This window comes from Streptomyces odontotermitis, assembly GCF_050510915.1.
GTDB lineage: Bacteria > Actinomycetota > Actinomycetes > Streptomycetales > Streptomycetaceae > Streptomyces.
The window spans coordinates 991,064-1,012,054 of record NZ_JBNJLS010000001.1 but is presented as its reverse complement, the minus strand read 5'-3'; the positions used below and the strand labels follow the sequence as shown (position 1 = coordinate 1,012,054).

The following is a 20,991-nucleotide window of genomic DNA, read 5'->3' as shown; positions in this document are numbered from 1 at the left end:
ACGATGCGAACGTTCGTGTTGATCGAGGACCCAGGAGGGCGCCCGATGGCGGGTGAACCGCAGGCCGACTGCCTGTTCTGCAAGATCGTCGCAAAGGAGGTCCCCGCGACGATCGTCCGGGAGACCGAGACCACCGTCGCCTTCCGCGACATCAACCCGCAGGCCCCCACCCACATCCTGGTCATCCCCAAGGTGCACCACCCGGACGCCGCCTCCCTCGGCGCCGCCGAGCCCGAGATCGCCGCCGATGTGCTGCGCGAGGTCGGCGTGGTCGCCGCCGAGGAGAAGCTCGACAGCTACCGGACCGTGTTCAACACCGGCTCCGGCGCGGGCCAGACCGTCTTCCACGCGCACGCCCACCTCCTGGGCGGCCGCGGCCTTCAGTGGCCCCCTGGATAACGCGCCTTGTCCGCACGCGAATTGGTGGTCCTCGGCACCGCCAGCCAGGTCCCGACCCGGCACCGCAACCACAACGGCTACGTGCTGCTCTGGGACGGCGACGGGCTGCTCTTCGACCCCGGTGAGGGCACGCAGCGGCAGATGCTGCGTGCCGGGGTCGCCGCGCACGACCTGCACCGGATCTGCGTCACGCACTTCCACGGGGACCATTCGCTCGGTCTCGCGGGGGTGGTCCAGCGGATCAACCTCGACCGGGTCCCGCATCCCGTCACCGCCCACTACCCGGGCTCCGGACAGCACTTCTTCGACCGCCTCCGGTACGCCACCGCCTACCGCGAGACCGTCGAGATCGCCCAGGTGCCGGTCGTCGGGGACGGGCTGCTCGCCGCCACCCCCTCGTACACCCTGGAAGCGCGCAAGCTGTCCCACCCCGTCGAGTCCTTCGGCTACCGGCTCGTCGAGCCCGACGGGCGGCGCATGCTGCCCGCGCTGCTCGCCGAGCACGGCATCAAGGGGCCCGACGTGGGGCTGCTCCAGCGCGCGGGGGAGCTGCGCGGGGTCTCGCTCGACGACGTGAGCGAGGCGCGGCGCGGGCAGCGGTTCGCCTTCGTGATGGACACCCGGCTGTGCGACGGCGTGTACGCGCTCGCCGAGGGCTGCGACATGCTCGTCATCGAGTCGACCTTCCTGGACGAGGACGGGCAACTCGCCGCCGATCACGGTCACTTGACCGCCGGTCAGGCCGCTTCCGTGGCACGGGAGTCCGGTGTGCGCCATCTCGTCCTCACCCACTTCAGCCAGCGCTACGCCGACCCCGACGCCTTCGCGCGGCAGGCACGGGCCGCCGGGTTCGAGGGCGAACTGACCGTCGCGCAGGACCTGATGCGCGTCCCCGTACCCAAACGCACCCCCTGAACGAGAGCACCGCCATGCCCCTCCCCAAGGCCGAACTCCACCTCCACATCGAAGGCACCCTCGAACCCGAGCTCGCCTTCGCGCTCGCCGCCCGCAACGGCGTCCCCCTCCCCTACGCCGACACCGAGGAGCTGCGCAAGGCGTACCTCTTCGACGATCTGCAGTCCTTCCTCGACCTCTACTACGGGCTCATGGCCGTGCTGCGCACCGAGGCCGACTTCGAGGAGCTCGCCGAGGCGTATCTGACGCGGGCCGCCGCGCAGGGCGTGCGGCACGCGGAGATCTTCTTCGACCCGCAGGCGCACGCGGCCCGGGGCGTGGAGATGGGCACGGTCGTGACGGGTCTGACCCGGGCCCTCGCGCGCAGCGAGGAGCGCCACGGGATCTCCACCCGGCTCATCATGTGCTTCCTGCGCGACCAGTCCGCGGAGTCCGCGATGGAGACCCTCGAAGCCGCCCGCCCGTACCTCGGCCACCTCACCGGCGTCGGCCTCGACTCCGCCGAAGTGGGCAACCCCGCCTCGAAGTTCACCGAGGTGTACGCGGCGGCGGCCGAGCTCGGGCTGCGCAAGGTCGCGCACGCGGGCGAGGAGGGCGACCCCTCGTACGTGTGGGAGGCGCTCGACCTGCTCGGGGTCGAGCGGATCGACCACGGCCTGCGGTCGATGGAGGACCCGGAGCTGGTCCGGCGGCTCGTCGCGGACCGGGTCCCGCTCACCCTGTGCCCGCTGTCGAACGTCCGGCTGCGCGCCATCGACGTCCTGGAGGAGCACCCGCTGCCCCGCATGATGGACGCCGGGCTGCTGTGCACCGTGAACTCCGACGACCCGGCGTACTTCGGCGGCTACGTGGACGACACCTTCCACGCCGTGCACGAGGCGCTCGGGCTCGGCCAGGAGCGGCTGCGGGAGCTGGCGCGCAACTCCTTCCTTGCGTCGTTCCTCGACGGGAGCCCGGCGGAGGAGGAGCTGCGGGCGCGCTACCTCGCGGAAGTCGAGGCATATTCGTTCGACTGATCGTCGAGGGCGGGTTACGGTTCCCCGCATGGACTCCTTCCTTCAGATCTACGGCTGACACGCGGTTCATCCGCGCCCGTTCACAGCGTTCCGATCCCCGATGAAGGAAGAACTCTCATGTCCCGTCGCCCTGCCCATATCGCCATGGTCGGCGTCCCCATGGTCAGCCACGTCCTGCCCAGCCTGGAGATCATCCGGGAGCTGGTCGCGCGCGGTCACCGCGTGACGTACGCCAACGACCCGGCCACCGCGGGGCTCATCGAGCCCACCGGCGCCGAACTCGTCCCCGTCGACTCCACGCTGCCCTTCCGGGACAACATCTGGCCCGAGGACCCGATCGAGGCGAGCGGGCTCTTCCTCGACGACGCGAAGGCCGTGCTGCCCCGGCTGCACGAGGTGTACGACGAGGACCCGGCCGACCTGTACCTCTACGACATCGGCGCGTACGTCGCGCGGGCGCTCGCGGAGGCGCAGGGGCGGCCGTTCCTGCAGCTGTCGCCCACCTATGTGGCCTGGGAGGGGTACCAGGAGGAAGTGGGCGCCCAGCTCGCCCGGTTGCCCGGGGCCGCGGAGCTGGAGGCCCGGTTCGGCGCGTGGCTCGCCGGGTGCGGGGCCACCACGCTGGACGTCGGCGCGTTCTCGGGGACGGCGCCGCGGACCATCGCCATGATCCCCGAGGCCATGCAGATGAACGCGGAGCGGGTCGACCCGGAGCGGGTCGGCTTCGTGGGGTCCTGCTCCGGGGAGCGGGTGACGCGGGAGAGCTGGGAGCGGCCGGCCGGCGCCGCGGGCAAGAAGGTGCTGCTCGTCTCGCTCGGCTCCGCGTACACGAAGCAGCCCGGCTTCTACCGGGAGTGTGTCGCCGCCTTCGGGGACCTGCCGGGGTGGCACGTCGTGCTGCAGATCGGCAAGCACGTCACGGCCGCCGAGCTGGGGGACACCCTGCCCGCCAACGTCGAAGTGCACTCCTGGGTACCGCAGTTGGCCGTCCTCCAGCAGGCGGACGCCTTTGTGACGCATGCGGGGATGGGCAGCGCGGGCGAGGGGCTCGCCGCGGGGGTGCCGATGATCGCGGTGCCGCAGGGCGCGGAGCAGCCGGTCAACGCCGACCGGCTGGTCGAGCTCGGTGTGGGGCGGCGGCTCGACACGGGGGAGGCGACGGCGGACGCCCTGCGCGCGGCCCTGCTCGACCTGACCGGTGACCCCGAAGTCGCCGCGCGCAGTGCGCAGTTGCAGGCGGCCGCGCGGGCCGAGGGAGGGGCGGAGCGGGCCGCGGACCTGATCGAGGCCGAGCTGGCTCTCTAGGGCCTGTCCGGCGGGGCCTGTCACATCCCGGGCCCCGCCGGTGTCTTCATGTCGAACGGGCCGACAGGCACCCAGACGCACAGGGAGAGCACCGTGACGATCCGCATCCCCAAGGCCGACCTCGCCCCCGACGTCCGCGAGGCCATGATCAAGCAGCTCGGCGCCGTGCCCGAGCCCAACGAGGTCCTTGCGCACCACCCTGAAGTCGCCGCGGCCAGCCAGGAGTTCACGGCCGGGCTGGCCGGGTGGGGCGCGGTCGACGCGAGCCTGAAGACGTTCGCGCACATGGCCGTCGCCGCGCAGATCGGCTGCAGCTGGTGCCTCGACGTCAACTACTTCCAGGCACAGCACCAGGACCTGGACCTGGCCAAGGCGAGCCAGGTGCCGCGCTGGCGGGACGCGGAGGTGTTCTCACCGCTGGAGCGGGACGTCCTCGCGTACGCGCAGGCCATGACGAACACGCCGCCGACCGTCACCGACGAGCTGTACGCGGGCCTGCTCGACCGGCTCGGCCCGGCGGCGATGGTGGAGCTCACGGTGTTCATCGGCTTCGCCAACCTCGCCGGCCGCTGCAACACGGCGCACGGCATCACCTCGCAGGGCTACTCCGACTCCTGCGAGATCCCGCTGGCCGCGCGCCCCGACGACGTGGTGTCCCCGGCATGACGGCCGAGGACCCCTTCGTGGCCCATCGCAGCCTGCTGTTCACCGTCGCGTACGAGATGCTCGGCTCGGCGGCCGACGCCGAGGACGTGGTGCAGGAGTCCTGGCTGCGCTGGGCGGGCGTCGACCGTACGCGGGTGGGCGACGCCCGGGCGTACCTCGTCAGAACCGTCACCCGGCAGGCGCTCAACCGGCTGCGGACGCTGTCGCGCAGCCGCGAGGAGTACGTCGGCGAGTGGCTGCCCGAGCCGCTGCTGACCCGCCCCGACATCGCCGAGGACGTCGAGCTCGCGGAGAGCGTCTCCGTGGCGCTGCTGACCGTGCTCGAGACGCTCGGGCCGACGGAACGGGCGGTGTTCGTCCTCCGTGAGGTCTTCGACCTGCCGTACGGGGAGATCGCCGGTGCCGTCGGGAAGTCCGCGGCGGCGGTACGGCAGATCGCACGGCGGGCCCGCGACCACGTGGCGGCCCGGCGGCCGCGGGTGAGCGTGGACCGGGCGGAGCAACAGGTCGTGGTGGAAAGGTTCCTGGCCGCGCTGCGCACCGGGAGGATCGCGGAGCTGATGGAGGTCATGGCGCCGGACGTGGTCATGGTCGCCGACGGCGGCGGGCTCGCGAACGCCGCCCTGGAACCGCTGCACGGGGCCGCACTCGTGGCGCGCCTCCTCGCGCGCCCCGGCCGCACGGTCTCGGCCGTGTGGCTCAACGGCGCGCTCGCGGGGCGCGTCGAGGCGGACGGGCAACTGGCCGCGGTGAGCGTCGCGGTGGAGGGCGGGCGGGTCAGCCGGATCTACGCGACGGCGAACCCGATGAAGCTGACGCGGTTGGGGGAGCCGGCCGAGCTCGCGCGGTGAGACGCCTGCCGCACGGTCGAGGGGGCGCGCGTCTCCCAGGCGCCGGGGCCGGAAGGGCCCGTCGGTGACGGGAGCGCGACGGGAGCGCGACGGGAGCGCGACGGGAGCGCGACGGGAGGGCGACGGGGGCGAGTTCCTGAAGTGCCGTCCCGGTGACGGGTGGTGCGCGCCTGAGGCGGGGGTTTCGGTTACGTTGCCTGCATGGTCGTACCCGCCCAGTCGCCCGCCGTCGACCCGCTCAAGGACAGCCGCAGAGCGGGCGATCCGCCCTGCGACGTCTATCTGACCGGCACCGTCTTCCTCGACATCATCTTCACCGGGCTCGACTCCGCGCCCGTGCGCGGGACCGAGTCCTGGGCCCGGGGCATGGGGTCGAGCCCCGGCGGCGTGGCCAACATGGCGACCGCGCTCGCCCGGCTCGGCCTGCACACCTCGCTCGCGGCCGCCTTCGGGGACGACCACTACGGCGAGTACTGCTGGGACACCCTCGAACAGGGCGAGGGCATCGACCTCACCCCGTCCCGGACCGTCCCCGGCTGGCACTCGCCGGTGACCGTCTCCATGGCGTACGAGGGGGAGCGCACCATGGTCAGCCACGGGCACGAGCCGCCCGTGGAGGAGGTGCCGCTCGCGGGGGACGCGGCCGGGGAGGCGTGCCCGCCCCGCTCCCGGGCCGCCGTCGCCTCGCTCGTGCCCGGTGTCCGCGCCCCCTGGGTCGCCCAGGCCGCGGCGTCCGGGACCCGGATCTTCGCCGATGTGGGCTGGGACGACACCGGGCGCTGGGACCTCGCGAGCCTGCCCGACCTCGCGTACTGCGAGGCGTTCCTGCCGAACGCGGCGGAGGCCATGCGGTACACGGGCACCGACTGCCCGCGGGCGGCGGCCCGCGCGCTGACCGAGCATGTGCCGCTGGCCGTGGTCACGCTCGGCGCGGAGGGCGCGTACGCGGTGGACGGGCGGACCGGGGAGACCGCGGACGTGCCCGCGATCGAGGTCGAGGCGCTGGATCCCACGGGGGCGGGGGACGTGTTCGTCGCGGGGTTCGTGACGGGCACGCTCGCGGGGTGGCCGCTGGCGGACCGGCTCGCCTTCGCGGGGCTCACGGCGGCGTTGTCCGTGCAGGAGTTCGGGGGGTCCCTTTCCGCACCCGGGTGGGCGGAGGTCGCGGCCTGGTGGCGGCGGGTGCGGGATGTGGAGGGGCAGGATCCTGTGGCGCTGCGGCGGTACGGGTTCCTGGAGGGGAAGCTGCCTGCTGTGTCGCGGCCTTGGCCGCTGCGGCGGGCGGTGCCGACGATCGGGTTCCGGCGGTCGGCTTGAGGGTTTCCTTTCCCCGCTGTATCCATGAGCGCGCTCCGCGCGCGGGCGCCCCTTCCCGAAACCGCTTCCGCGGCCCTGAGGCGCTCTTCCTGGGGCTTCGCCCCTAGACCCCCGTATCGGCCTGAACGGCCTCGTCCTCAAACGCCGGACGGGCTGAGTGGGTCCAGCCCGTCCGGCGAGGGGGAGCTAGCTCGTCGCCACACTCGACCGGACCGTCCCGTCAACCCCCGCCAGGAACACCGGCGTCCCCGCCCCGCCCAGGTCGCCGACCGCCGCGAGGTCCGCCGCTGCGACCGAATCCCCCGTGGAGACGACCGCCGCCGCCTCCAGGGACTCCGCCCCGGACGCCACCGCCATCGCCACCGCCGTCTGCAGCGCGGACAGCTTCAGGGAGTCCAGCGAGACCGTGCCGGCGACGTAGGTGCGGCCCGTCTCGTCGCGGACGGCGGCGCCCTCCGCGACCCCGTTGCGGGCGCGGGCCGAGCGGGCCAGCGTGACGATCTTGCGGTCCTCGGGGCCGAGCTCCGTGCTCTCGGGCGTGCTTTCCGGGGTGCTCTCCGGCGTGCTGTGAGTCATGCCCTGAGCATACGAAGCGCCGCCGCCTACATCGCCACCGGATACATCGAGCCCCGCCGCCCCTCCGGCGACGCCAGCCACTCCAGCTTCGCCGCCGTGTCCGCCTCCGGCAGCGGCGTGTGCAGCACGACCGTGAGGTCGGGGCGTGCGGGAACCTTCATGGCCGTCGACTCGACGTGCAGCACCCCGACCACCGGGTGCACGATCTCCTTGCGCACCTGGCCCGCCGCCTGGATGTCCCGGCGCTCCCACAGCTCCACGAACTCCGGGCTGATCTCCTGCAGTTCGCTGATCACCGCCTGGAAGCCCTCGTCGTCGGGGTGATCGGAGCAGGCGGCCCGGAACTGGGCGACGACCGATGCCGCGTTCTGCTCCCAACTGGCGCTGCGCGCACGGTAGATGGGGTCCGTGAAGAAGTCGATGATGCAGTTCTGTGTGTTCTCGGGGCGCATGCCGAGGACCATCCCGGCCGCGTCGTTGTACATCACGCAGTTGTAGTAGGGGTCCATGATGTGCGCCGGGAACGGCATCCACGTGTCGATGAGCCGCTGCAGCCCCTCGCACATGTACAGGTCGGACTGCTCGACCTCGGGCGCGGGCGGGTTCAGGCCGGCCAGGACGTACAAGTGGCGGCGTTCCGCGCTGGACAGCTTCAGGACGCGGGCCACCGAGTCCAGGACCTGCGGGGACACCGAGATGTCGCGGCCCTGCTCCAGCCACTGGTACCAGGAGGCGCCGACGCCCGCGAGCACGGCAACCTCCTCGCGGCGCAGGCCGGGGGTGCGGCGGCGCGCGCCGCCGTCCGGCAGCCCGGCCTCCGTGGGGCTCACCCGGGCGCGGCGGCTCATCAGGAATTCGCGCAGCTCAGCGAGCCTGCGCGCCTTGGCCTCGTCGGCCGGCTTCTCCTCCGCGGCTGCCTTGGACATGTCCTCTCCCCCTGTCTGGTGGTGCGGCCACCAGGATAAGTTCCCGCTCCCCACGTCCCTCCCGGACGCCGGAAGCTCTTGCCATGGCGATCGACACCCTCACCCCACCACCCACCCGCACCACACCGGCGGTCACCCCCGCCGTCCCCAAGCTCTCCGCCCGCGACAAGCTCGTCCTCTTCATCCTGTGCGCCGCCCAGTTCATGGTCGCCCTGGACTTCTCCGTCCTGAACGTGGCGCTGCCCGTGCTCGGCGCCGACCTCGGCATGAGCCAGTCGGCGCTCCAGTGGGCCGTCACCGCCTTCGCACTGCCCTCCGGCGGCTTCCTGCTCCTGTTCGGCAGGACCGGCGACCTGTTCGGGCGGCGCAGGCTCTTCCTCGCCGGGCTCGCCCTGTTCGGCGCCGCCTCGCTGCTCGCCACCTTCGCCTGGGACCCGGCGTCCTTCCTGGCGGGCCGGGCGTTGCAGGGCCTGGGCGCGGCGGCCATCGTGCCGACCGGCATGTCCCTGCTGACCACGACGTTCCCCGAAGGGCCGCAGCGCGACCGGGCGCTCGGGATCTCCGGGACGCTGCTCTCCCTCGGCTTCACCGTCGGCATGGTGCTCGGCGGCGTCCTCACGGACACCCTCGGCTGGCGCTCCACCATGGGGCTGCTCACCGTCTTCGCGCTGATCGTGCTGCCGCTCGCACCGGGCCTGCTGCCCGAGTCCCGCACCCCGGACCGGCCGCGCCTGGACGTGCCGGGCGCCGTGACCGTCACCGGCGGGCTGCTCTCCCTGATCTACGCCCTGTCGACGGCGGCCGAGCGCGGCTTCGGCGGCCTCGACGTCATCGCCTCGCTGGTGGCGGGTGTGCTGCTGCTCGTGGCCTTCGTCGCCGTCGAGGCGCGCAGCGCGGCGCCGCTGGTCTCGCTGCCGATGCTGCGGCGCCGCTCCGTGGCCTGGGGCAACCTCGGCGGGCTCGTCACCTTCTCGATGATGTCGACGGTCGTCTTCGTGCTGACCCTCTACCTCCAGGAGATCCTGGGGCTCTCCGCCTTCCAGACGGGTCTCGTGTTCGGGGTGCAGGGCGTGCTCTCGGTGCTCGCCGGGATGGTCGCGCCGAAGGTCATCGGCCGCTTCGGGGCGCGCCGCACGCTGACCGGTTCGCTCCTGGGGCAGGGCCTGTTCGTGGCGGCGCTGCTCGGGCTCGGTGAGGGCTCCTGGTCGGTGTGGCTCGCGACGGCCGCCGTGTCGATCGCGAGCATGTTCCACCTGGGCGCGATCATCTCGTACGGCGTGACGGTCACCTCGGGCGTCCCCGACGAGGAGCAGGGCCTGGCCACCGGCCTGGTCACCTCCACCCAGCAGGTCGGCATCACCGTCGGCATCCCGCTGCTCGGCGTCCTGGCGACGACCGGCACGGACCTGATGTCCGGCACGCGGACGGTGCTCCTGATCGACGCGATCGTGGTGCTGGCGACGGCCGCTCTGGTGGGCCTCGGCCTGCGCCGGCGGGCTGCCGCCTGACGGGTCAGGGCCGGTCGAGGCGGAGCCTTACCGCCCTCGGCAGGCCCGCGACCACCAGGTCGTACGAGTCCTCGATGAGCTCCCGGACCCTCGCGTCCGGGAGCTCTCCGTCGACCGTGACCGTGTTCCAGTGGCGCTTGTTCATGTGGTAGCCCGGCACGATCTCCGGGTGCGCCGCGCGCAGCTGGACCGCCATGTCGGGGTCGCACTTGAGGTTGACGGTGAGCGGGCTGCCGTCCAGGCGCGTCAGGGCGAACAGCTTGCCCGCGACCTTGAAGACCGAGGTTTCCGGGGTGAACGGGAAGTCCTCCACCACGTCGTTGAACGACAGGCAGAACGCGCGCAGTTCATCCGGAGTCATCTCTCCTCAGTCCCCCTTCTCGCCCTTCTCGCCCTTCTCGGCCTCCGCGCCCACCGGCGCGACCGGCTCCACAAGGACCGTCACGATCTTGTTCCGCCGGCCGGCCGCCGACTCCGCGGTGAGCTTCAGCTCCCGCTCGTCCGGCAGCTCCACGACCGCCGACGCGCCCGCGATCGGCACCCGGCCGAGCGCCTTCGCGAGCAGCCCGCCGACCGTCTCCACGTCCTCGTCGTCGAACTCGTCGAGCCCGAAGAGCTCCCCGAGGTCGCCGATGTCGAGCCGGGCCGTCACGCGGTAGCAGCCGCCGGCCAGCTCCTCCACGGGCGGCAGCTCACGGTCGTACTCGTCGGTGATCTCGCCGACGATCTCCTCGAGGATGTCCTCGATGGTGACGATGCCCGCCGTGCCGCCGTACTCGTCGATGACGACGGCGACGTGGTTGCGCTCCTGCTGCATCTCGCGCAGCAGATCGCCCGCGTTCTTCGTGTCCGGGACGAAGGTGGCGGGGCGCATGGCCGTCGACACCAGCTCGTTCTCCGCCTCGCGGTTGATGTGCGTCTTGCGGGCCAGGTCCTTCAGGTACACGATCCCGACGACGTCGTCCTCGCTCTCGCCCGTCACCGGGATGCGGGAGAAACCGGACCGGAGCGCGAGGGTGAGCGCCTGCCGGATCGTCTTGTAGCGCTCGATGACGATCAAGTCGGTGCGGGGCACCATCACTTCGCGGACGAGGGTGTCGCCCAGCTCGAAGACGGAGTGCACCATGCGGCGCTCCTCGTCCTCGATGAGGGACTCCTGCTCGGCGAGGTCGACCATCGCGCGCAGCTCCGCCTCGGAGGCGAACGGGCCGCGGCGGAAGCCCTTTCCGGGCGTCAGCGCGTTACCGATCAGGATGAGCAGCGGCGGGATGGGGCCCATGATCCGGGCCAGCGGCAGCAGCACGTACGCCGCCGCCGTCGCCGTGTTCAGCGGGTGCTGGCGGCCGATGGTGCGCGGCGAGACGCCCACGGCCACGTACGACACGAGGACCATCACGCCGATCGCGCACAGCAGCGCCTGCCAGGTCTCGTCGAAGTACCGCAGACAGCCGTACGTGACGAGGGCGGCCGCGGCCATCTCGCAGGCGACGCGGACCAGCAGCGCCACGTTCAGATAGCGGGTCGGGTCGGCGGCGACCTGGGCGAGCTTCGCGCTGCCGCGCCGACCGGAGCGGACCGCCTCCTCGGCGCGGAAGCTCGACACCCGGGCGATGCCCGCCTCGGCGCACGCCGCCAGCCAGGCGACGACCACCAAGGCGATGGCGCCCGCGATCAGTTGGAGACTCATGACGGCGCTACGAGACGGTGGGCGCCGGAGAGGGCCCGGTCAGGCCCTGCTCGGCGCGCCACCCGTCGACGATCGCCGCCTGGAGGCCGAACATCTCGGCCTTCTCGTCGGGCTCCTCGTGGTCGTACCCGAGGAGGTGCAGCACGCCGTGGACGGTGAGGAGCTGGAGCTCCGTGTCCATGGAGTGCTGCGTGGGGGCCTCCTGGCCCTGCTTCGCGGCGACCTCCGGGCACAGGACGATGTCGCCGAGCAGCCCCTGCGGGGCCTCCGCGGCGTCGTCGTCCCGGCTCGGCGGGCGCAGCTCGTCCATCGGGAAGGACATCACGTCCGTGGGGCCCGGCAGGTCCATCCACTGGACGTGCAGCTGCTCCATGGCGTCGGCGTCCACGACGATCACCGAGAGCTCGGAGAGCGGGTGGATGCGCATCCGCGCGAGTGCGTAGCGGGCGATGTCGAGGATCGCCTGCTCGTCGACCTCGGTTCCGGACTCGTTGTTGACGTCGATCGACATGGCGCTGGCTTGTCTGCTTCCCGTTTATGAACGCTTGTGCCCGCGGCTCTTGTGGGAGCCGTTCTCGGTGCCGTTCTCGCTGTCGTACTTCTCGTACGCGTCGACGATACGGCCGACCAGCTTGTGCCGGACGACATCGTGCGAGGTGAGCCGCGAGAAGTGCACGTCGTCGAGGCCCTCCAGGATGTCCTGGACCTGGCGCAGACCGCTCTTCGTGCCGTTCGGCAGGTCGACCTGCGTCACGTCGCCCGTGATCACGATCTTCGAGTCGAAGCCGAGGCGGGTGAGGAACATCTTCATCTGCTCGGGGCTCGTGTTCTGCGCCTCGTCGAGGATGATGAACGCGTCGTTCAGCGTCCGGCCGCGCATGTACGCCAGCGGGGCCACCTCGATCGTCCCGGCCGCCATCAGGCGCGGGATCGACTCGGGGTCGAGCATGTCGTGCAGCGCGTCGTAGAGCGGGCGCAGATACGGGTCGATCTTCTCGTAGAGCGTGCCGGGCAGGAAGCCGAGGCGCTCGCCCGCCTCCACCGCGGGGCGGGTCAGGATGATGCGGTTGACCTGCTTCGACTGCAGCGCCTGCACCGCCTTGGCCATGGCCAGATACGTCTTGCCGGTACCGGCGGGGCCGATGCCGAAGACGATGGTGTGCTTGTCGATCGCGTCGACGTAGCGCTTCTGGTTGAGGGTCTTGGGGCGGATGGTGCGGCCGCGGGACGAGAGGATGTTCTGGGTGAGGACCTCTGCGGGGGTCTCGGAGCCGTCCCCCTCGCCGTTCTCGTCCGCCCGGAGCATGGCGATCGAGCGTTCCACTGCGTCCTCCGTCATCGGCTGTCCGGTGCGGAGCACCAGCATCATCTCGTCGAACAGGCGCTGGATCAGGGCGACTTCATGGGCGTCGCCGACCGCGCTGATCTCGTTCCCCCGGACATGGATGTCGGCCGCCGGGAAAGCCTTCTCGATCACACGCAACAGGGCGTCACCGGAGCCCAGGACGGTCACCATGGGGTGTTTCGCCGGGACGGTGAAATGAGCTCGGGCCTGTGTCTGCGCTGTGGGTGTTTGCGTCATGGGCCGCCCGCTAAGGGCCTGCTCAACCTCCTCGGTGCGGGGCTCGCGCCGCTCGACAGCCTTGCACTGCCAAGAGTACGACGGGCCACCGACAACACCGAGGGCTTTTCCGGGCCGGGCTCGGGCCGTCCACGGCCCGGCCGCGCGGGCTTCACACCGCGTCCGGTCCCCGTTCGCCCGTGCGCACCCGGACCACCGTGTCCACCGGGACCGCCCAGACCTTGCCGTCGCCGATCTTGCCCGTGCGGGCGGCCCGCACGACGGCGTCGACGACCGCGTCCAGGTCGTCGTCCTCGATGACGACCTCGATGCGCACCTTGGGCACCAGGTCCACCTGGTACTCGGCGCCCCGGTAGACCTCGGTGTGGCCGCGCTGGCGCCCGTATCCGCTGGCCTCGGTGACGGTGAGGCCGTGGATGCCGAGCTCCTGGAGCGCCGTCTTCACCTCGTCGAGCCGGAAGGGCTTCACGATCGCGGTGACGAGCTTCATGCGGAGTGCTCCTTCTTCAGCGGGCTCTTCGGGGTGCTCTTCAGCGGGGACGGGGAAGAGACGCCGTGATCGTAGGCGGTCTCGGCGTGCGCGGTCTGGTCGAGGCCGGTCAACTCGTCCTCGGGGGACGCCCGGAAGGTCATGAGGCGGTCGATGACCTTCCCGATCCCGTACGTGACGAGGAACGTGTACGCGGCCACGGCGGCCGCCGCCACCGTCTGCCTGCCGAGCTGGCCGAGGCCGCCCCCGTAGAAGAGGCCCTCGGCGCCGCCCTCGCCGGTCATCGTCGCCGTGGCGAACAGGCCGATCAGGAGCGTGCCGACGACGCCGCCGACGAAGTGGACGCCGACGACGTCCAGGGAGTCGTCGTAGCCCAGGCGGAACTTCCAGGCGACGGCGTACGAGCAGACGACGCCCGCCGCGAGGCCCACCGCCGCCGCGCCGGCGATGCCCACGATCCCGCACGCCGGGGTGATCGCGACCAGGCCCGCCACCGCACCCGAGGCGGCGCCGAACGTGGTGGGGTGCCCGTCCCTCTTCTGCTCCACGAAGAGCCAGCCGAGCAGGCCGGTGCAGCCCGCGACCAGGGTGTTGAGCAGGGACGCGGCGGCCAGCCCGTTGGCACCGAGGGCCGAGCCGCCGTTGAAGCCGAGCCAGCCGAACCAGAGCAGCCCAGCGCCGAGCATCACCATGGGCAGGCTGTGCGGGCGCATCGCCTCCTTCTTGAAGCCGAGGCGGGGACCGAGGACCAGGGCGAGGGCGAGCCCGGACGCGCCCGAGGCGATCTCCACGACCAGGCCGCCCGCGAAGTCGACGGCCCCGAGGGAGTGCGCGATCCATCCGTCCGGGCCCCACACCCAGTGGGCCACGGGAACGTATACGAGGAGCGTCCACACGGGCACGAAGACCAGCCAGGCCGCGAACCGGGTGCGGTCCGCGATCGCGCCGCTGATCAGCGCCGCCGTGATGATCGCGAAGGTGAGCTGGAAGGTGGTGAAGAGGAGCGTGGGGACGGAGCCCGTGAGGGTGTCCGGGCCGATGCCCGCCATGCCGAGGTGGTCGAGATTCCCGATCAGGCCCGCGAACGCGTCGTCCCCGAAGGCCAGGGAGTAGCCCGCGAGCAGCCACACCACGGTGACCAGGGCGATCGAGACGAACGACATCAGCAGCATGTTCAGGACGCTCTTCGCGCGGACCATGCCGCCGTAGAAGAGGGCCAGGCCCGGGGTCATGAGCAGGACGAGGGCGGTCGCCGCGAGCAGCCAGGCGGTGTCCCCCGTGTCGAGGCGCGGGGCGGCGGCGAGCGGGGTGAGCGGGTCGAGTGGCGCGGGCTCCGTGGGGGTCATGGGGGAAGAGCGTCACGCGTCGGTGTTTCGCGCCGTGCACCTCGGTGTTTCCGGGGCGTTTCGTGTTGCCGGGGGGTTTCCGGGGGCTCACGGGGGCGGGTGCGGGCGGGGGAGGGCGCCGTGCGGTGCGGCGTGGCCGTCGGCATCAGGGACAATGGGCGCCATGAGCGTTCGTACCCCGTCTTCTGCCGAGCCGTCCGAGGCCGGACACCGTGCCGGTTTCGCCTGCTTCGTCGGCCGCCCCAACGCGGGCAAGTCCACCCTCACGAACGCTCTGGTGGGCCAGAAGGTGGCCATCACCTCGAACCGGCCGCAGACCACGCGGCACACGGTGCGGGGCATCGTGCACCGGCCCGACGCGCAGCTGATCCTGGTCGACACCCCGGGGCTGCACAAGCCGCGCACGCTGCTCGGCGAGCGGCTGAACGACGTGGTGCGCACGACGTGGGCCGAGGTCGACGTCATCGGCTTCTGCCTGCCGGCGAACGAGAAGCTGGGCCCGGGCGACCGCTTCATCGCCAAGGAGCTCGCCTCCATCAAGAAGACGCCGAAGATCGCCATCGTCACCAAGACGGACCTGGTCGACAGCAAGACCCTCGCCGAGCAGCTCATCGCCATCGACCAGCTCGGCAAGGAGCTCGGCTTCGAGTGGGCCGAGATCGTGCCGGTGTCGGCGGTGGGCGAGAAGCAGGTGGACCTGCTGGCCGACCTCATCGTGCCGCTGCTGCCCGAGGGCCCGACGCTCTACCCGGAGGGCGACCTCACGGACGAGCCCGAGCAGGTCATGGTCGCCGAGCTGATCCGCGAGGCGGCGCTGGAAGGCGTACGGGACGAGCTGCCGCACTCGATCGCGGTCGTCGTCGAGGAGATGCTGCCGCGCGAGGACCGCCCCGCGGACAAGCCGCTGCTCGACATCCACGCCTTCGTCTACATCGAGCGCCCCAGCCAGAAGGGCATCATCATCGGCCCGAAGGGCAAGCGCCTGAAGGACGTCGGCATCAAGTCCCGCAAGCAGATCGAGGCCCTGCTCGGTACCCCCGTCTTCCTCGACCTCCATGTGAAGGTCGCGAAGGACTGGCAGCGGGATCCGCGGCAGTTGCGCAAGCTGGGGTTCTAGCGGCCTCGTCCTCAATCGCCGGGCGGGCTCAAGGGTTCGGGCTCAGTCGGCTTCCGCTATGAGCGCCGTCGCCACCCGCTCGAACCCGAGCCTTCCGTACAGCCGCGCCACGTTCTCGTCCCCCGCCGACAGGAACACCGTCTCCACCCCGCTCGCCCGCGCGTGCGCGACCAGGGCCGCCGTCACCGCCGCGCCGAAGCCCCTGCGGCGGGCCGAGGGGAGGGTGCCGATGCCGACTATCTCGGTGACCGTGCCCACCGGCAGGTGCATGCCGGAGCAGACGACGACGCCGTTCTCGACCGCCGCCGCGAGGACCGTGCGGCCCGCGCGGATGCGCTCCCTCGTCGCGGGGACCGCGCCGTCGTTCATGTGGGCCATGATCTCCGCCGTCAGCTCGGCCGGGCCCGCCGTGCCCACCGCCGTGCCGGGCGTGGCGAAGGCCAGGTGGGGGAGGGCCAGCGCGCCGTGGAGGGCCGGGTCTTCGGGGGTGATGACGCGAACCGAGGGGAGAGTGGCGGGAGTCGGGGCCGAAGGGGGCAGGGCCATCAGCGGGTGGGCGTGGACCGTGAGGCCCGCCGCGCGGGCCGATGCCGCAAGGCCGGGGGTGAACTCGCCGATCCACTCGAAGGCTTCGGGCAGGCCGAGTTCGCGCTGCCGCGCCCGTACGCGGGTGATGTCGGCGGGGGTCGCCGCGGGGCCCGTCCGGCCGAGGGTGGGGCGGGCGTAGAGGGGCCAGCCGCCCGACTCCCGTACGAACAGGGTCAGCGGGCCGAAGTCCTCGGCCCGCGCCGCCGCGCGCGGCACCGTGTCGTAGTAGCGCTCCAGCCGGTGCAGGAGGGGTGCGTCCGACGGGGTCGGGGTCGGGGCCGGTGTGGGGGTGGGGGTGGTCATGGGGACATCAAAGCTCGTCGGGCGGACGGGTACAGACCATTTTTTGCCCCGTTCCCGGGCCACATGTCCGGGGCGCTCAGTCCACGCCCCGCACGCGGACCACAAGCGCCGCGCCCACCAGGCCGATCACCGCCGCCACCAGGTACAGCACCCGGTACCCGCCCAGGTACGTCACGATCGGTGCCGCCAGGGCCGGGGCGGCCACCTGGGGAAGGGAGTTGGCGATGTTGATGACGCCCAGGTCCTTGCCGCGGTCCATGGCCTCGGGGAGCACGTCCGTCATCAGGGCGAAGTCCACCGACGTGAAGACGCCGAAGCCGATGCCGAGGACCGCCGCCGCGACGACCGCCCCGGGCCAGGTCTGCCACGTCGCGAGCAGGCCCGTCGCCACCGCCATCAGCGCGCCCGACCAGATCACGAAGGGCTTGCGGCGGCCCGTGCGGTCCGACCAGACCCCGCCCACGACGACCGTCGCAAGCATCGTCAGGCCGTTCACCGCCGTCAGGATCAGCACGCCCTCGTCCGGGTCGGGGCGGTGCAGCCGGTCCCTCAAGTAGTAGAGGAGATAGAGGAGTACGACGGAGTTGCTGACGTTGATGAGGAAGCGGGTCAGCCAGGCCCAGGCGAGGTCGGGGTGGCGGCGCGGGCTCAGCCAGAAGGAGGCGAGGAAGGCCCGGGTGTGCCAGGGCGGGCGGTCGACGGGGTCCAGGCGGAGGTCGCGGTGGCGGACGACGTACGGGAGCACGCCGGCCACCGTGAAGAGCGCGCACGCCGCGTAGCCCGCCACCGTGCCCCCGGCCGCCGTCGCCAGGCCCGTCCCCGCCACCACGCCCAGGAGCTGCGCCGCGCCCAACCAGCCGCCGACGGAGCCGCGTTGCAGCCGGGGCACCCGGTCCGGGACCGCCGCGGTGACCGCAGCGAACGCGGCGTTCAGGGTCAGCTGGACCAGGCACCAGGCCGCCGCCATCCACCACACCGAGGGCGCGGCGGACAGGAGGAGCAGCGCGGCCGCGCCCGTCGTCGTGCCCGCCACGATCCACGGCGTGCGGCGGCCCCAGCGGGACGTCGTACGGTCGGAGAGGGCGCCGAAGAGCGGGTTGGCGGCGAGCGAGACGACCGCGCCGGCGCCCGTCACCCAGGCGAGCACCGTCTCCTTCGAGGTGCCGGACGGGGCCAGGTCCTCCGCCTGGACGGCGAGCAGGATCTGCAGCGGGCCGTACCAGCCCACCCAGATCGCGCCGTTGGCGAGGGAGAGGGTGGTGGTCCAGGCGCGGCCGACCCGGACGGTCGGCTCGGTCAGCGGGTCGGCCTCGGCTGTCTTCACGGGCGTTGGGCCTGGGCCCGAAGGGCTTCGCGCAGCCAGTGGTACGACGCCTTCGGCGTGCGGGTGAGCGTCTCGTAGTCGATGTGGACCAGGCCGAAGCGCTGCTTGTAGCCCTCCGCCCACTCGAAGTTGTCCATGAGCGACCAGACGAAGTATCCGCGCACGTCCACGCCCGCGGCGACCGCCTCGTGCAGGGCCCGCAGATGGCCGTCGAGGTACGTGATGCGCTCCTGGTCGTCCACGCCCTCGTAACTGCAGCCGTTCTCCGTGATCATCAGGGGCGGGAGGCGGTCGCCGTAGCGGGCGCGGAAGGAGAGCAGGAGTTCGGTGAAGGCGTGCGGCACCACCGGCCAGCCGAAGTCCGTGACCGGGTAGCCCTCGATCTCCCGTGGGGAGAAGGGGAGTTCAGGGGGGAGCGTGAGGCCGGAGAACTCCGTCGCCGTGCCCTCGGGGAGCGGGGCGCCCACCTTGGTCGGCTGGTAGAAGTTGATTCCGTACCAGTCGATCGGCTCCGCGATGGTCCTCAGGTCCGCGGCGAGATCCGGTGAGGGCATCAACTCGCCCATTCCGTCCGGGTAGTTGCCCAGGAGCAGCGGGTCCGCGAACAGGCGGTTGAGGAGCGTGTCGTAGAAGTCCGCCGCCGCGGTGTCCTCGGGGGCGTTAGACGCGGGCCAGGTCGGGCCGTGCGAGTTGGCGATGCCGATGCCGGTCGCGCCCGCGGCGCGCAGGGCCCGGACCGCCAGACCGTGGGCGAGGAGCTGGTGGTGGGCGGCCGGAAGCGCGTCGAAGAGGAGCTTCTTGCCGGGGGCGTGCTGGCCCAGCGCGTGGCCCAACAGGGTGTGTTCCGCGGGCTCGTTGAGGGTGATCCACGTCGAGACCCGGTCGGTGAGGCGCTCGGCCACCGTGGTGGCGTACTCCTCGAAGCGGTGCGCCGTGTCGCGGGTGAGCCAGCCGCCCTTCTCCTCGACGGAGAGGGGGGTGTCCCAGTGGTACAGGGTCGGGACCGGCTGGACGCCCGCGGCGAGGAGTTCGTCCACCAGGCGGTCGTAGAAGGCCGTGCCCTCCGCCTGGACGCGGGGCCAGGAGACCGAGAAGCGGTAGGCGCCCACGCCGAGGTCGCGGATGAGGGCGACGTCTTCGCGGTAGCGGTGGTAGTGGTCGCAGGCGGTGGTGGCGTCCGTGCCGTCCTTCACGGTGCCGGGAGTGGCGGTGAAGGCGTCCCAGACGGAGGGGGCGCGGTGGTCCGTCGCTCCCTCTATCTGGTGGGCCGAGGTGGACACGCCCCAGAGGAAGTCCTCGGGGAACCGGGGGAGTGCGCTTGCGGTCATGGGCGGGATCCTGCGTACCCGGTGGGGCGGGAGTCAATGGGGGTGCGCAAGAAAGGTGAACATTTCTCAAGTTTCTTTCCCCGGCCCGCCCCTGAACGCCGGACGGGCCGGGGGACCGTTACGCGCCCTCCTTCAACACCCTTGTGATCAGGCGGCGTTGCTCCTCCGTCAAGCGCGGGTCCGCGCAGTACACCGTCTGGCCGTTCACCGTGATCTGGTAGCTGAAGCCGTCCGGCACTCCGATGGGGGGAGTGCCCCGGCCGGCGGCGAGTGCCTGCTCGGCCAGGGCCTCCCAGTCGTGGGCGTCGGCGCGGCCCGAGGTGTCCACCTCGGCGTGCCGCTCGATGCCCGCGAAACCTCCCGTACGCCTCACTTGGATACGCATGGGTCTTGTTCTACTCCAGGCGGTGAGCGGGTGGTAGCGGACCGTCAGCCGTTGGCGGGGACCTTCACCGTCGCCCATGCGTCGATGACGGCCTTCAGCTCGTCGCCGTCGCCGTAGCGGGCGCGCGCCGCGGCCACCGTCAGCTTCGCGAAGTCCGTGAAGAGGGCCTGCTTCTGGAGCCGGCCGCCGGTCAGGACGTCGTACCAGATCTGTCCGGCCCGTTCCCAGGCGTTCCCGCCGAGGCGCTCGGCGACCAGGTAGAAGGCGCGGTTGGGGATGCCGGAGTTGATGTGCACGCCGCCGTTGTCACGGCCCGTCGTGACGTAGTGGTCCATGTCGGCGGGCTGCGGGTCCTTGCCGAGCACGTCGTCGTCGTAGGCCGTGCCGGGCTCCTTCATGGAGCGCAGCGCCTTGCCGGTGACGCGCGGGGCGAGCAGGCCGGCGCCGATCAGCCAGTCCGCGTCGGCGGCCGTCTGGCCGAGCGTGTACTGCTTGATGAGCGAGCCGAAGACGTCCGACATCGACTCGTTCAGGGCGCCGGGCTGGCCGAAGTACGTCAGGTTCGCGGTGTGCTGCGTGACGCCGTGGGTCAGCTCGTGGCCGATGACGTCCACGGGGATGGTGAAGTCGAGGAAGATCTCGCCGTCGCCGTCGCCGAACACCATCTGCTCGCCGTTCCAGAAGGCGTTGTTGTAGTCCTGGTCGAAGTGGACCGTCGCGTCCAGCGGCATGTTGTTTCCGTCGATGGAGTCGCGCTGGTACGCCTTCAGGTACAGCTCGAAGGTGGCGCCGAGGCCCGCGTAGGCGCGGTTGACCGAGGCGTCCTTGCCGGGCTTGTCGCCCTCGCCGCGGACCTTGCGTCCGGGCAGGTCCTGGTGGTGCCGTGCGTCGTAGACGGTGCGGTGCGGCTTGCCCGCTTCGGCGCCCTTGGGCGCGGCGATAGAGGGGGCGCCGATGACCGTGGTCAGCCGGCGCGCGGTGCGCTGGGAGGCGTCCTGGATCAGGGACTTGCGGGCGGCCTTGGCGACCGCGGGGTCCGCACTCTGGGCGAGAGTGTCGAGGACGTGGGGCGGGATGATGGTGCAGAAGACAGGCTCGAAGCCTGGGCTGGTGGTCATGGCGGCAATGTGGCACTGGGTCATGACTCTGTCACTACCTGCAACCATGATTGCTTGGCGGGCGGGGGTGGGCCTCCGGCGGGGCCCCTGGGTCGGGAGTGGGCGGGAAAGCGCAGGTGGGGGGCCGGGTCGGCGGGCGGTCCCGGTGGTGCGTGCGTAGGGGAAATTCACCCCCGTGGGGTGGATGCCTGGCTTGCCCGTGCGCCGGGGCGTGGAGGGGAATCGAGGGGTTCATCACCTTTTG

Annotated in this window: 22 protein-coding genes; 9 read left to right on the top strand and 13 right to left on the bottom strand. The window is 71.8% G+C overall.

The features are described 5' to 3' along the window. The first annotated feature begins 45 nt into the window (after nucleotides 1–45). The 7 genes from ACQB60_RS04650 to ACQB60_RS04620 all read left to right on the top strand — a co-directional run bounded on the left by ACQB60_RS04650 (nucleotide 46) and on the right by ACQB60_RS04620 (nucleotide 6,469). Nucleotides 46–399, top strand: a complete 354-nt coding sequence (locus tag ACQB60_RS04650) for a histidine triad nucleotide-binding protein (protein WP_496924491.1) — start codon at nucleotides 46–48, stop codon at nucleotides 397–399. Between the two features lie 6 nt (nucleotides 400–405). Next, nucleotides 406–1,314 carry a ribonuclease Z gene (locus ACQB60_RS04645; protein WP_496924490.1) on the top strand — a complete coding sequence of 303 codons (909 nt, stop codon included), beginning with the start codon at nucleotides 406–408 and terminating at the stop codon, nucleotides 1,312–1,314. A 14-nt stretch (nucleotides 1,315–1,328) separates the two neighbouring features. Further along, the gene (locus tag ACQB60_RS04640) at nucleotides 1,329–2,330 is read left to right on the top strand and encodes an adenosine deaminase (RefSeq protein ID WP_496924489.1); all 1,002 of its coding nucleotides are present in this window, start codon (nucleotides 1,329–1,331) and stop codon (nucleotides 2,328–2,330) included. Nucleotides 2,331–2,447: 117 nt separating this feature from the next. After that, nucleotides 2,448–3,635, top strand: coding sequence for a macrolide family glycosyltransferase (locus ACQB60_RS04635; RefSeq protein ID WP_496924488.1), 1,188 nt, complete (start codon nucleotides 2,448–2,450; stop codon nucleotides 3,633–3,635). 93 nt (nucleotides 3,636–3,728) lie between these two features. Continuing rightward, complete coding sequence (locus ACQB60_RS04630; protein WP_496924487.1) at nucleotides 3,729–4,301, top strand: carboxymuconolactone decarboxylase family protein; 573 nt, start codon at nucleotides 3,729–3,731, stop codon at nucleotides 4,299–4,301. After that, nucleotides 4,298–5,152, top strand: a complete 855-nt coding sequence (gene sigJ / locus ACQB60_RS04625) for an RNA polymerase sigma factor SigJ (RefSeq protein ID WP_496924486.1) — start codon at nucleotides 4,298–4,300, stop codon at nucleotides 5,150–5,152. Before ACQB60_RS04630 ends, sigJ begins: the two co-directional genes overlap by 4 nt. A gap of 201 nt (nucleotides 5,153–5,353) precedes the next feature. Then, nucleotides 5,354–6,469, top strand: coding sequence for a carbohydrate kinase family protein (locus tag ACQB60_RS04620; protein WP_496924485.1), 1,116 nt, complete (start codon nucleotides 5,354–5,356; stop codon nucleotides 6,467–6,469). Between the two features lie 186 nt (nucleotides 6,470–6,655). Here ACQB60_RS04620 and ACQB60_RS04615 read toward each other — a convergent pair whose 3' ends face one another. Both ACQB60_RS04615 and ACQB60_RS04610 read right to left on the bottom strand, forming a co-directional pair. Then, a complete protein-coding gene (locus tag ACQB60_RS04615; RefSeq protein ID WP_496924484.1) occupies nucleotides 6,656–7,045 on the bottom strand; it encodes a cytidine deaminase-like protein in 390 nt (129 codons plus the stop codon). A 26-nt stretch (nucleotides 7,046–7,071) separates the two neighbouring features. Then, entirely contained in the window at nucleotides 7,072–7,971 is a 900-nt protein-coding gene (locus ACQB60_RS04610) for a helix-turn-helix transcriptional regulator (protein WP_496924483.1), read from the bottom strand. A gap of 83 nt (nucleotides 7,972–8,054) precedes the next feature. Between ACQB60_RS04610 and ACQB60_RS04605 the strand changes: the two genes are divergently transcribed. Further along, entirely contained in the window at nucleotides 8,055–9,479 is a 1,425-nt protein-coding gene (locus tag ACQB60_RS04605) for an MFS transporter (RefSeq protein WP_496924482.1), read from the top strand. A gap of 4 nt (nucleotides 9,480–9,483) precedes the next feature. On the opposite strand, the gene ACQB60_RS04600 is transcribed toward ACQB60_RS04605, so the two are convergent. The 6 genes from ACQB60_RS04600 to ACQB60_RS04575 all read right to left on the bottom strand — a co-directional run bounded on the left by ACQB60_RS04600 (nucleotide 9,484) and on the right by ACQB60_RS04575 (nucleotide 14,584). Further along, on the bottom strand, nucleotides 9,484–9,840 hold the full coding sequence (locus ACQB60_RS04600) for an MmcQ/YjbR family DNA-binding protein (RefSeq protein ID WP_496924481.1): 357 nt from the start codon (nucleotides 9,838–9,840) through the stop codon (nucleotides 9,484–9,486). Nucleotides 9,841–9,846: 6 nt separating this feature from the next. After that, entirely contained in the window at nucleotides 9,847–11,166 is a 1,320-nt protein-coding gene (locus ACQB60_RS04595) for a hemolysin family protein (protein ID WP_496924480.1), read from the bottom strand. Between the two features lie 7 nt (nucleotides 11,167–11,173). Continuing rightward, nucleotides 11,174–11,677, bottom strand: coding sequence for an rRNA maturation RNase YbeY (gene ybeY / locus ACQB60_RS04590; protein WP_496924479.1), 504 nt, complete (start codon nucleotides 11,675–11,677; stop codon nucleotides 11,174–11,176). Nucleotides 11,678–11,701: 24 nt separating this feature from the next. Next, entirely contained in the window at nucleotides 11,702–12,748 is a 1,047-nt protein-coding gene (locus ACQB60_RS04585) for a PhoH family protein (protein WP_496924478.1), read from the bottom strand. Between the two features lie 151 nt (nucleotides 12,749–12,899). After that, nucleotides 12,900–13,238: a P-II family nitrogen regulator gene (locus ACQB60_RS04580; RefSeq protein WP_496924477.1), complete on the bottom strand. Its 339-nt coding sequence runs from the start codon at nucleotides 13,236–13,238 to the stop codon at nucleotides 12,900–12,902. Then, nucleotides 13,235–14,584, bottom strand: a complete 1,350-nt coding sequence (locus tag ACQB60_RS04575) for an ammonium transporter (RefSeq protein WP_496924476.1) — start codon at nucleotides 14,582–14,584, stop codon at nucleotides 13,235–13,237. The genes ACQB60_RS04580 and ACQB60_RS04575 overlap by 4 nt, the downstream gene beginning before the upstream one ends. A 154-nt stretch (nucleotides 14,585–14,738) precedes the next feature. On the opposite strand from ACQB60_RS04575, the gene era reads away from it, so the two are divergent. After that, nucleotides 14,739–15,701: a GTPase Era gene (era, locus tag ACQB60_RS04570; RefSeq protein ID WP_384831401.1), complete on the top strand. Its 963-nt coding sequence runs from the start codon at nucleotides 14,739–14,741 to the stop codon at nucleotides 15,699–15,701. Between the two features lie 42 nt (nucleotides 15,702–15,743). On the opposite strand, the gene ACQB60_RS04565 is transcribed toward era, so the two are convergent. The 5 genes from ACQB60_RS04565 to ACQB60_RS04545 form a co-directional block, all read right to left on the bottom strand. Beyond that, a complete protein-coding gene (locus ACQB60_RS04565) occupies nucleotides 15,744–16,592 on the bottom strand; it encodes a GNAT family N-acetyltransferase (RefSeq protein ID WP_496924475.1) in 849 nt (282 codons plus the stop codon). Nucleotides 16,593–16,668: 76 nt separating this feature from the next. Beyond that, nucleotides 16,669–17,916, bottom strand: a complete 1,248-nt coding sequence (locus ACQB60_RS04560) for an MFS transporter (RefSeq protein ID WP_496924474.1) — start codon at nucleotides 17,914–17,916, stop codon at nucleotides 16,669–16,671. After that, nucleotides 17,913–19,244 (bottom strand): GH1 family beta-glucosidase, encoded by a 1,332-nt coding sequence (locus ACQB60_RS04555; protein ID WP_496924473.1) that lies wholly within the window; start codon nucleotides 19,242–19,244, stop codon nucleotides 17,913–17,915. The genes ACQB60_RS04560 and ACQB60_RS04555 overlap by 4 nt, the downstream gene beginning before the upstream one ends. Nucleotides 19,245–19,362: 118 nt before the next feature. After that, nucleotides 19,363–19,629 (bottom strand): protealysin inhibitor emfourin, encoded by a 267-nt coding sequence (locus ACQB60_RS04550; RefSeq protein ID WP_496924472.1) that lies wholly within the window; start codon nucleotides 19,627–19,629, stop codon nucleotides 19,363–19,365. A gap of 44 nt (nucleotides 19,630–19,673) precedes the next feature. Next, nucleotides 19,674–20,747 carry a M4 family metallopeptidase gene (locus tag ACQB60_RS04545; RefSeq protein ID WP_496924471.1) on the bottom strand — a complete coding sequence of 358 codons (1,074 nt, stop codon included), beginning with the start codon at nucleotides 20,745–20,747 and terminating at the stop codon, nucleotides 19,674–19,676. Nucleotides 20,748–20,991 lie beyond the last annotated feature (244 nt).

Coding starts and splice junctions, on each gene's coding strand:
- ACQB60_RS04650 (WP_496924491.1), top strand. CDS start 46: ATGGCGGGTGAACCGCAGGCCGACTGCCTGTTCTGCAAGATCGTCGCA.
- ACQB60_RS04640 (WP_496924489.1), top strand. CDS start 1,329: ATGCCCCTCCCCAAGGCCGAACTCCACCTCCACATCGAAGGCACCCTC.
- ACQB60_RS04635 (WP_496924488.1), top strand. CDS start 2,448: ATGTCCCGTCGCCCTGCCCATATCGCCATGGTCGGCGTCCCCATGGTC.
- sigJ (WP_496924486.1), top strand. CDS start 4,298: ATGACGGCCGAGGACCCCTTCGTGGCCCATCGCAGCCTGCTGTTCACC.
- ACQB60_RS04620 (WP_496924485.1), top strand. CDS start 5,354: ATGGTCGTACCCGCCCAGTCGCCCGCCGTCGACCCGCTCAAGGACAGC.
- ACQB60_RS04615 (WP_496924484.1), bottom strand. CDS start 7,045: ATGACTCACAGCACGCCGGAGAGCACCCCGGAAAGCACGCCCGAGAGC.
- ACQB60_RS04610 (WP_496924483.1), bottom strand. CDS start 7,971: ATGTCCAAGGCAGCCGCGGAGGAGAAGCCGGCCGACGAGGCCAAGGCG.
- ACQB60_RS04605 (WP_496924482.1), top strand. CDS start 8,055: ATGGCGATCGACACCCTCACCCCACCACCCACCCGCACCACACCGGCG.
- ACQB60_RS04600 (WP_496924481.1), bottom strand. CDS start 9,840: ATGACTCCGGATGAACTGCGCGCGTTCTGCCTGTCGTTCAACGACGTG.
- ACQB60_RS04595 (WP_496924480.1), bottom strand. CDS start 11,166: ATGAGTCTCCAACTGATCGCGGGCGCCATCGCCTTGGTGGTCGTCGCC.
- ybeY (WP_496924479.1), bottom strand. CDS start 11,677: ATGTCGATCGACGTCAACAACGAGTCCGGAACCGAGGTCGACGAGCAG.
- ACQB60_RS04585 (WP_496924478.1), bottom strand. CDS start 12,748: ATGACGCAAACACCCACAGCGCAGACACAGGCCCGAGCTCATTTCACC.
- ACQB60_RS04580 (WP_496924477.1), bottom strand. CDS start 13,238: ATGAAGCTCGTCACCGCGATCGTGAAGCCCTTCCGGCTCGACGAGGTG.
- ACQB60_RS04575 (WP_496924476.1), bottom strand. CDS start 14,584: ATGACCCCCACGGAGCCCGCGCCACTCGACCCGCTCACCCCGCTCGCC.
- era (WP_384831401.1), top strand. CDS start 14,739: ATGGGCGCCATGAGCGTTCGTACCCCGTCTTCTGCCGAGCCGTCCGAG.
- ACQB60_RS04565 (WP_496924475.1), bottom strand. CDS start 16,592: ATGACCACCCCCACCCCCACACCGGCCCCGACCCCGACCCCGTCGGAC.
- ACQB60_RS04555 (WP_496924473.1), bottom strand. CDS start 19,244: ATGACCGCAAGCGCACTCCCCCGGTTCCCCGAGGACTTCCTCTGGGGC.
- ACQB60_RS04550 (WP_496924472.1), bottom strand. CDS start 19,629: ATGCGTATCCAAGTGAGGCGTACGGGAGGTTTCGCGGGCATCGAGCGG.
- ACQB60_RS04545 (WP_496924471.1), bottom strand. CDS start 20,747: ATGACCACCAGCCCAGGCTTCGAGCCTGTCTTCTGCACCATCATCCCG.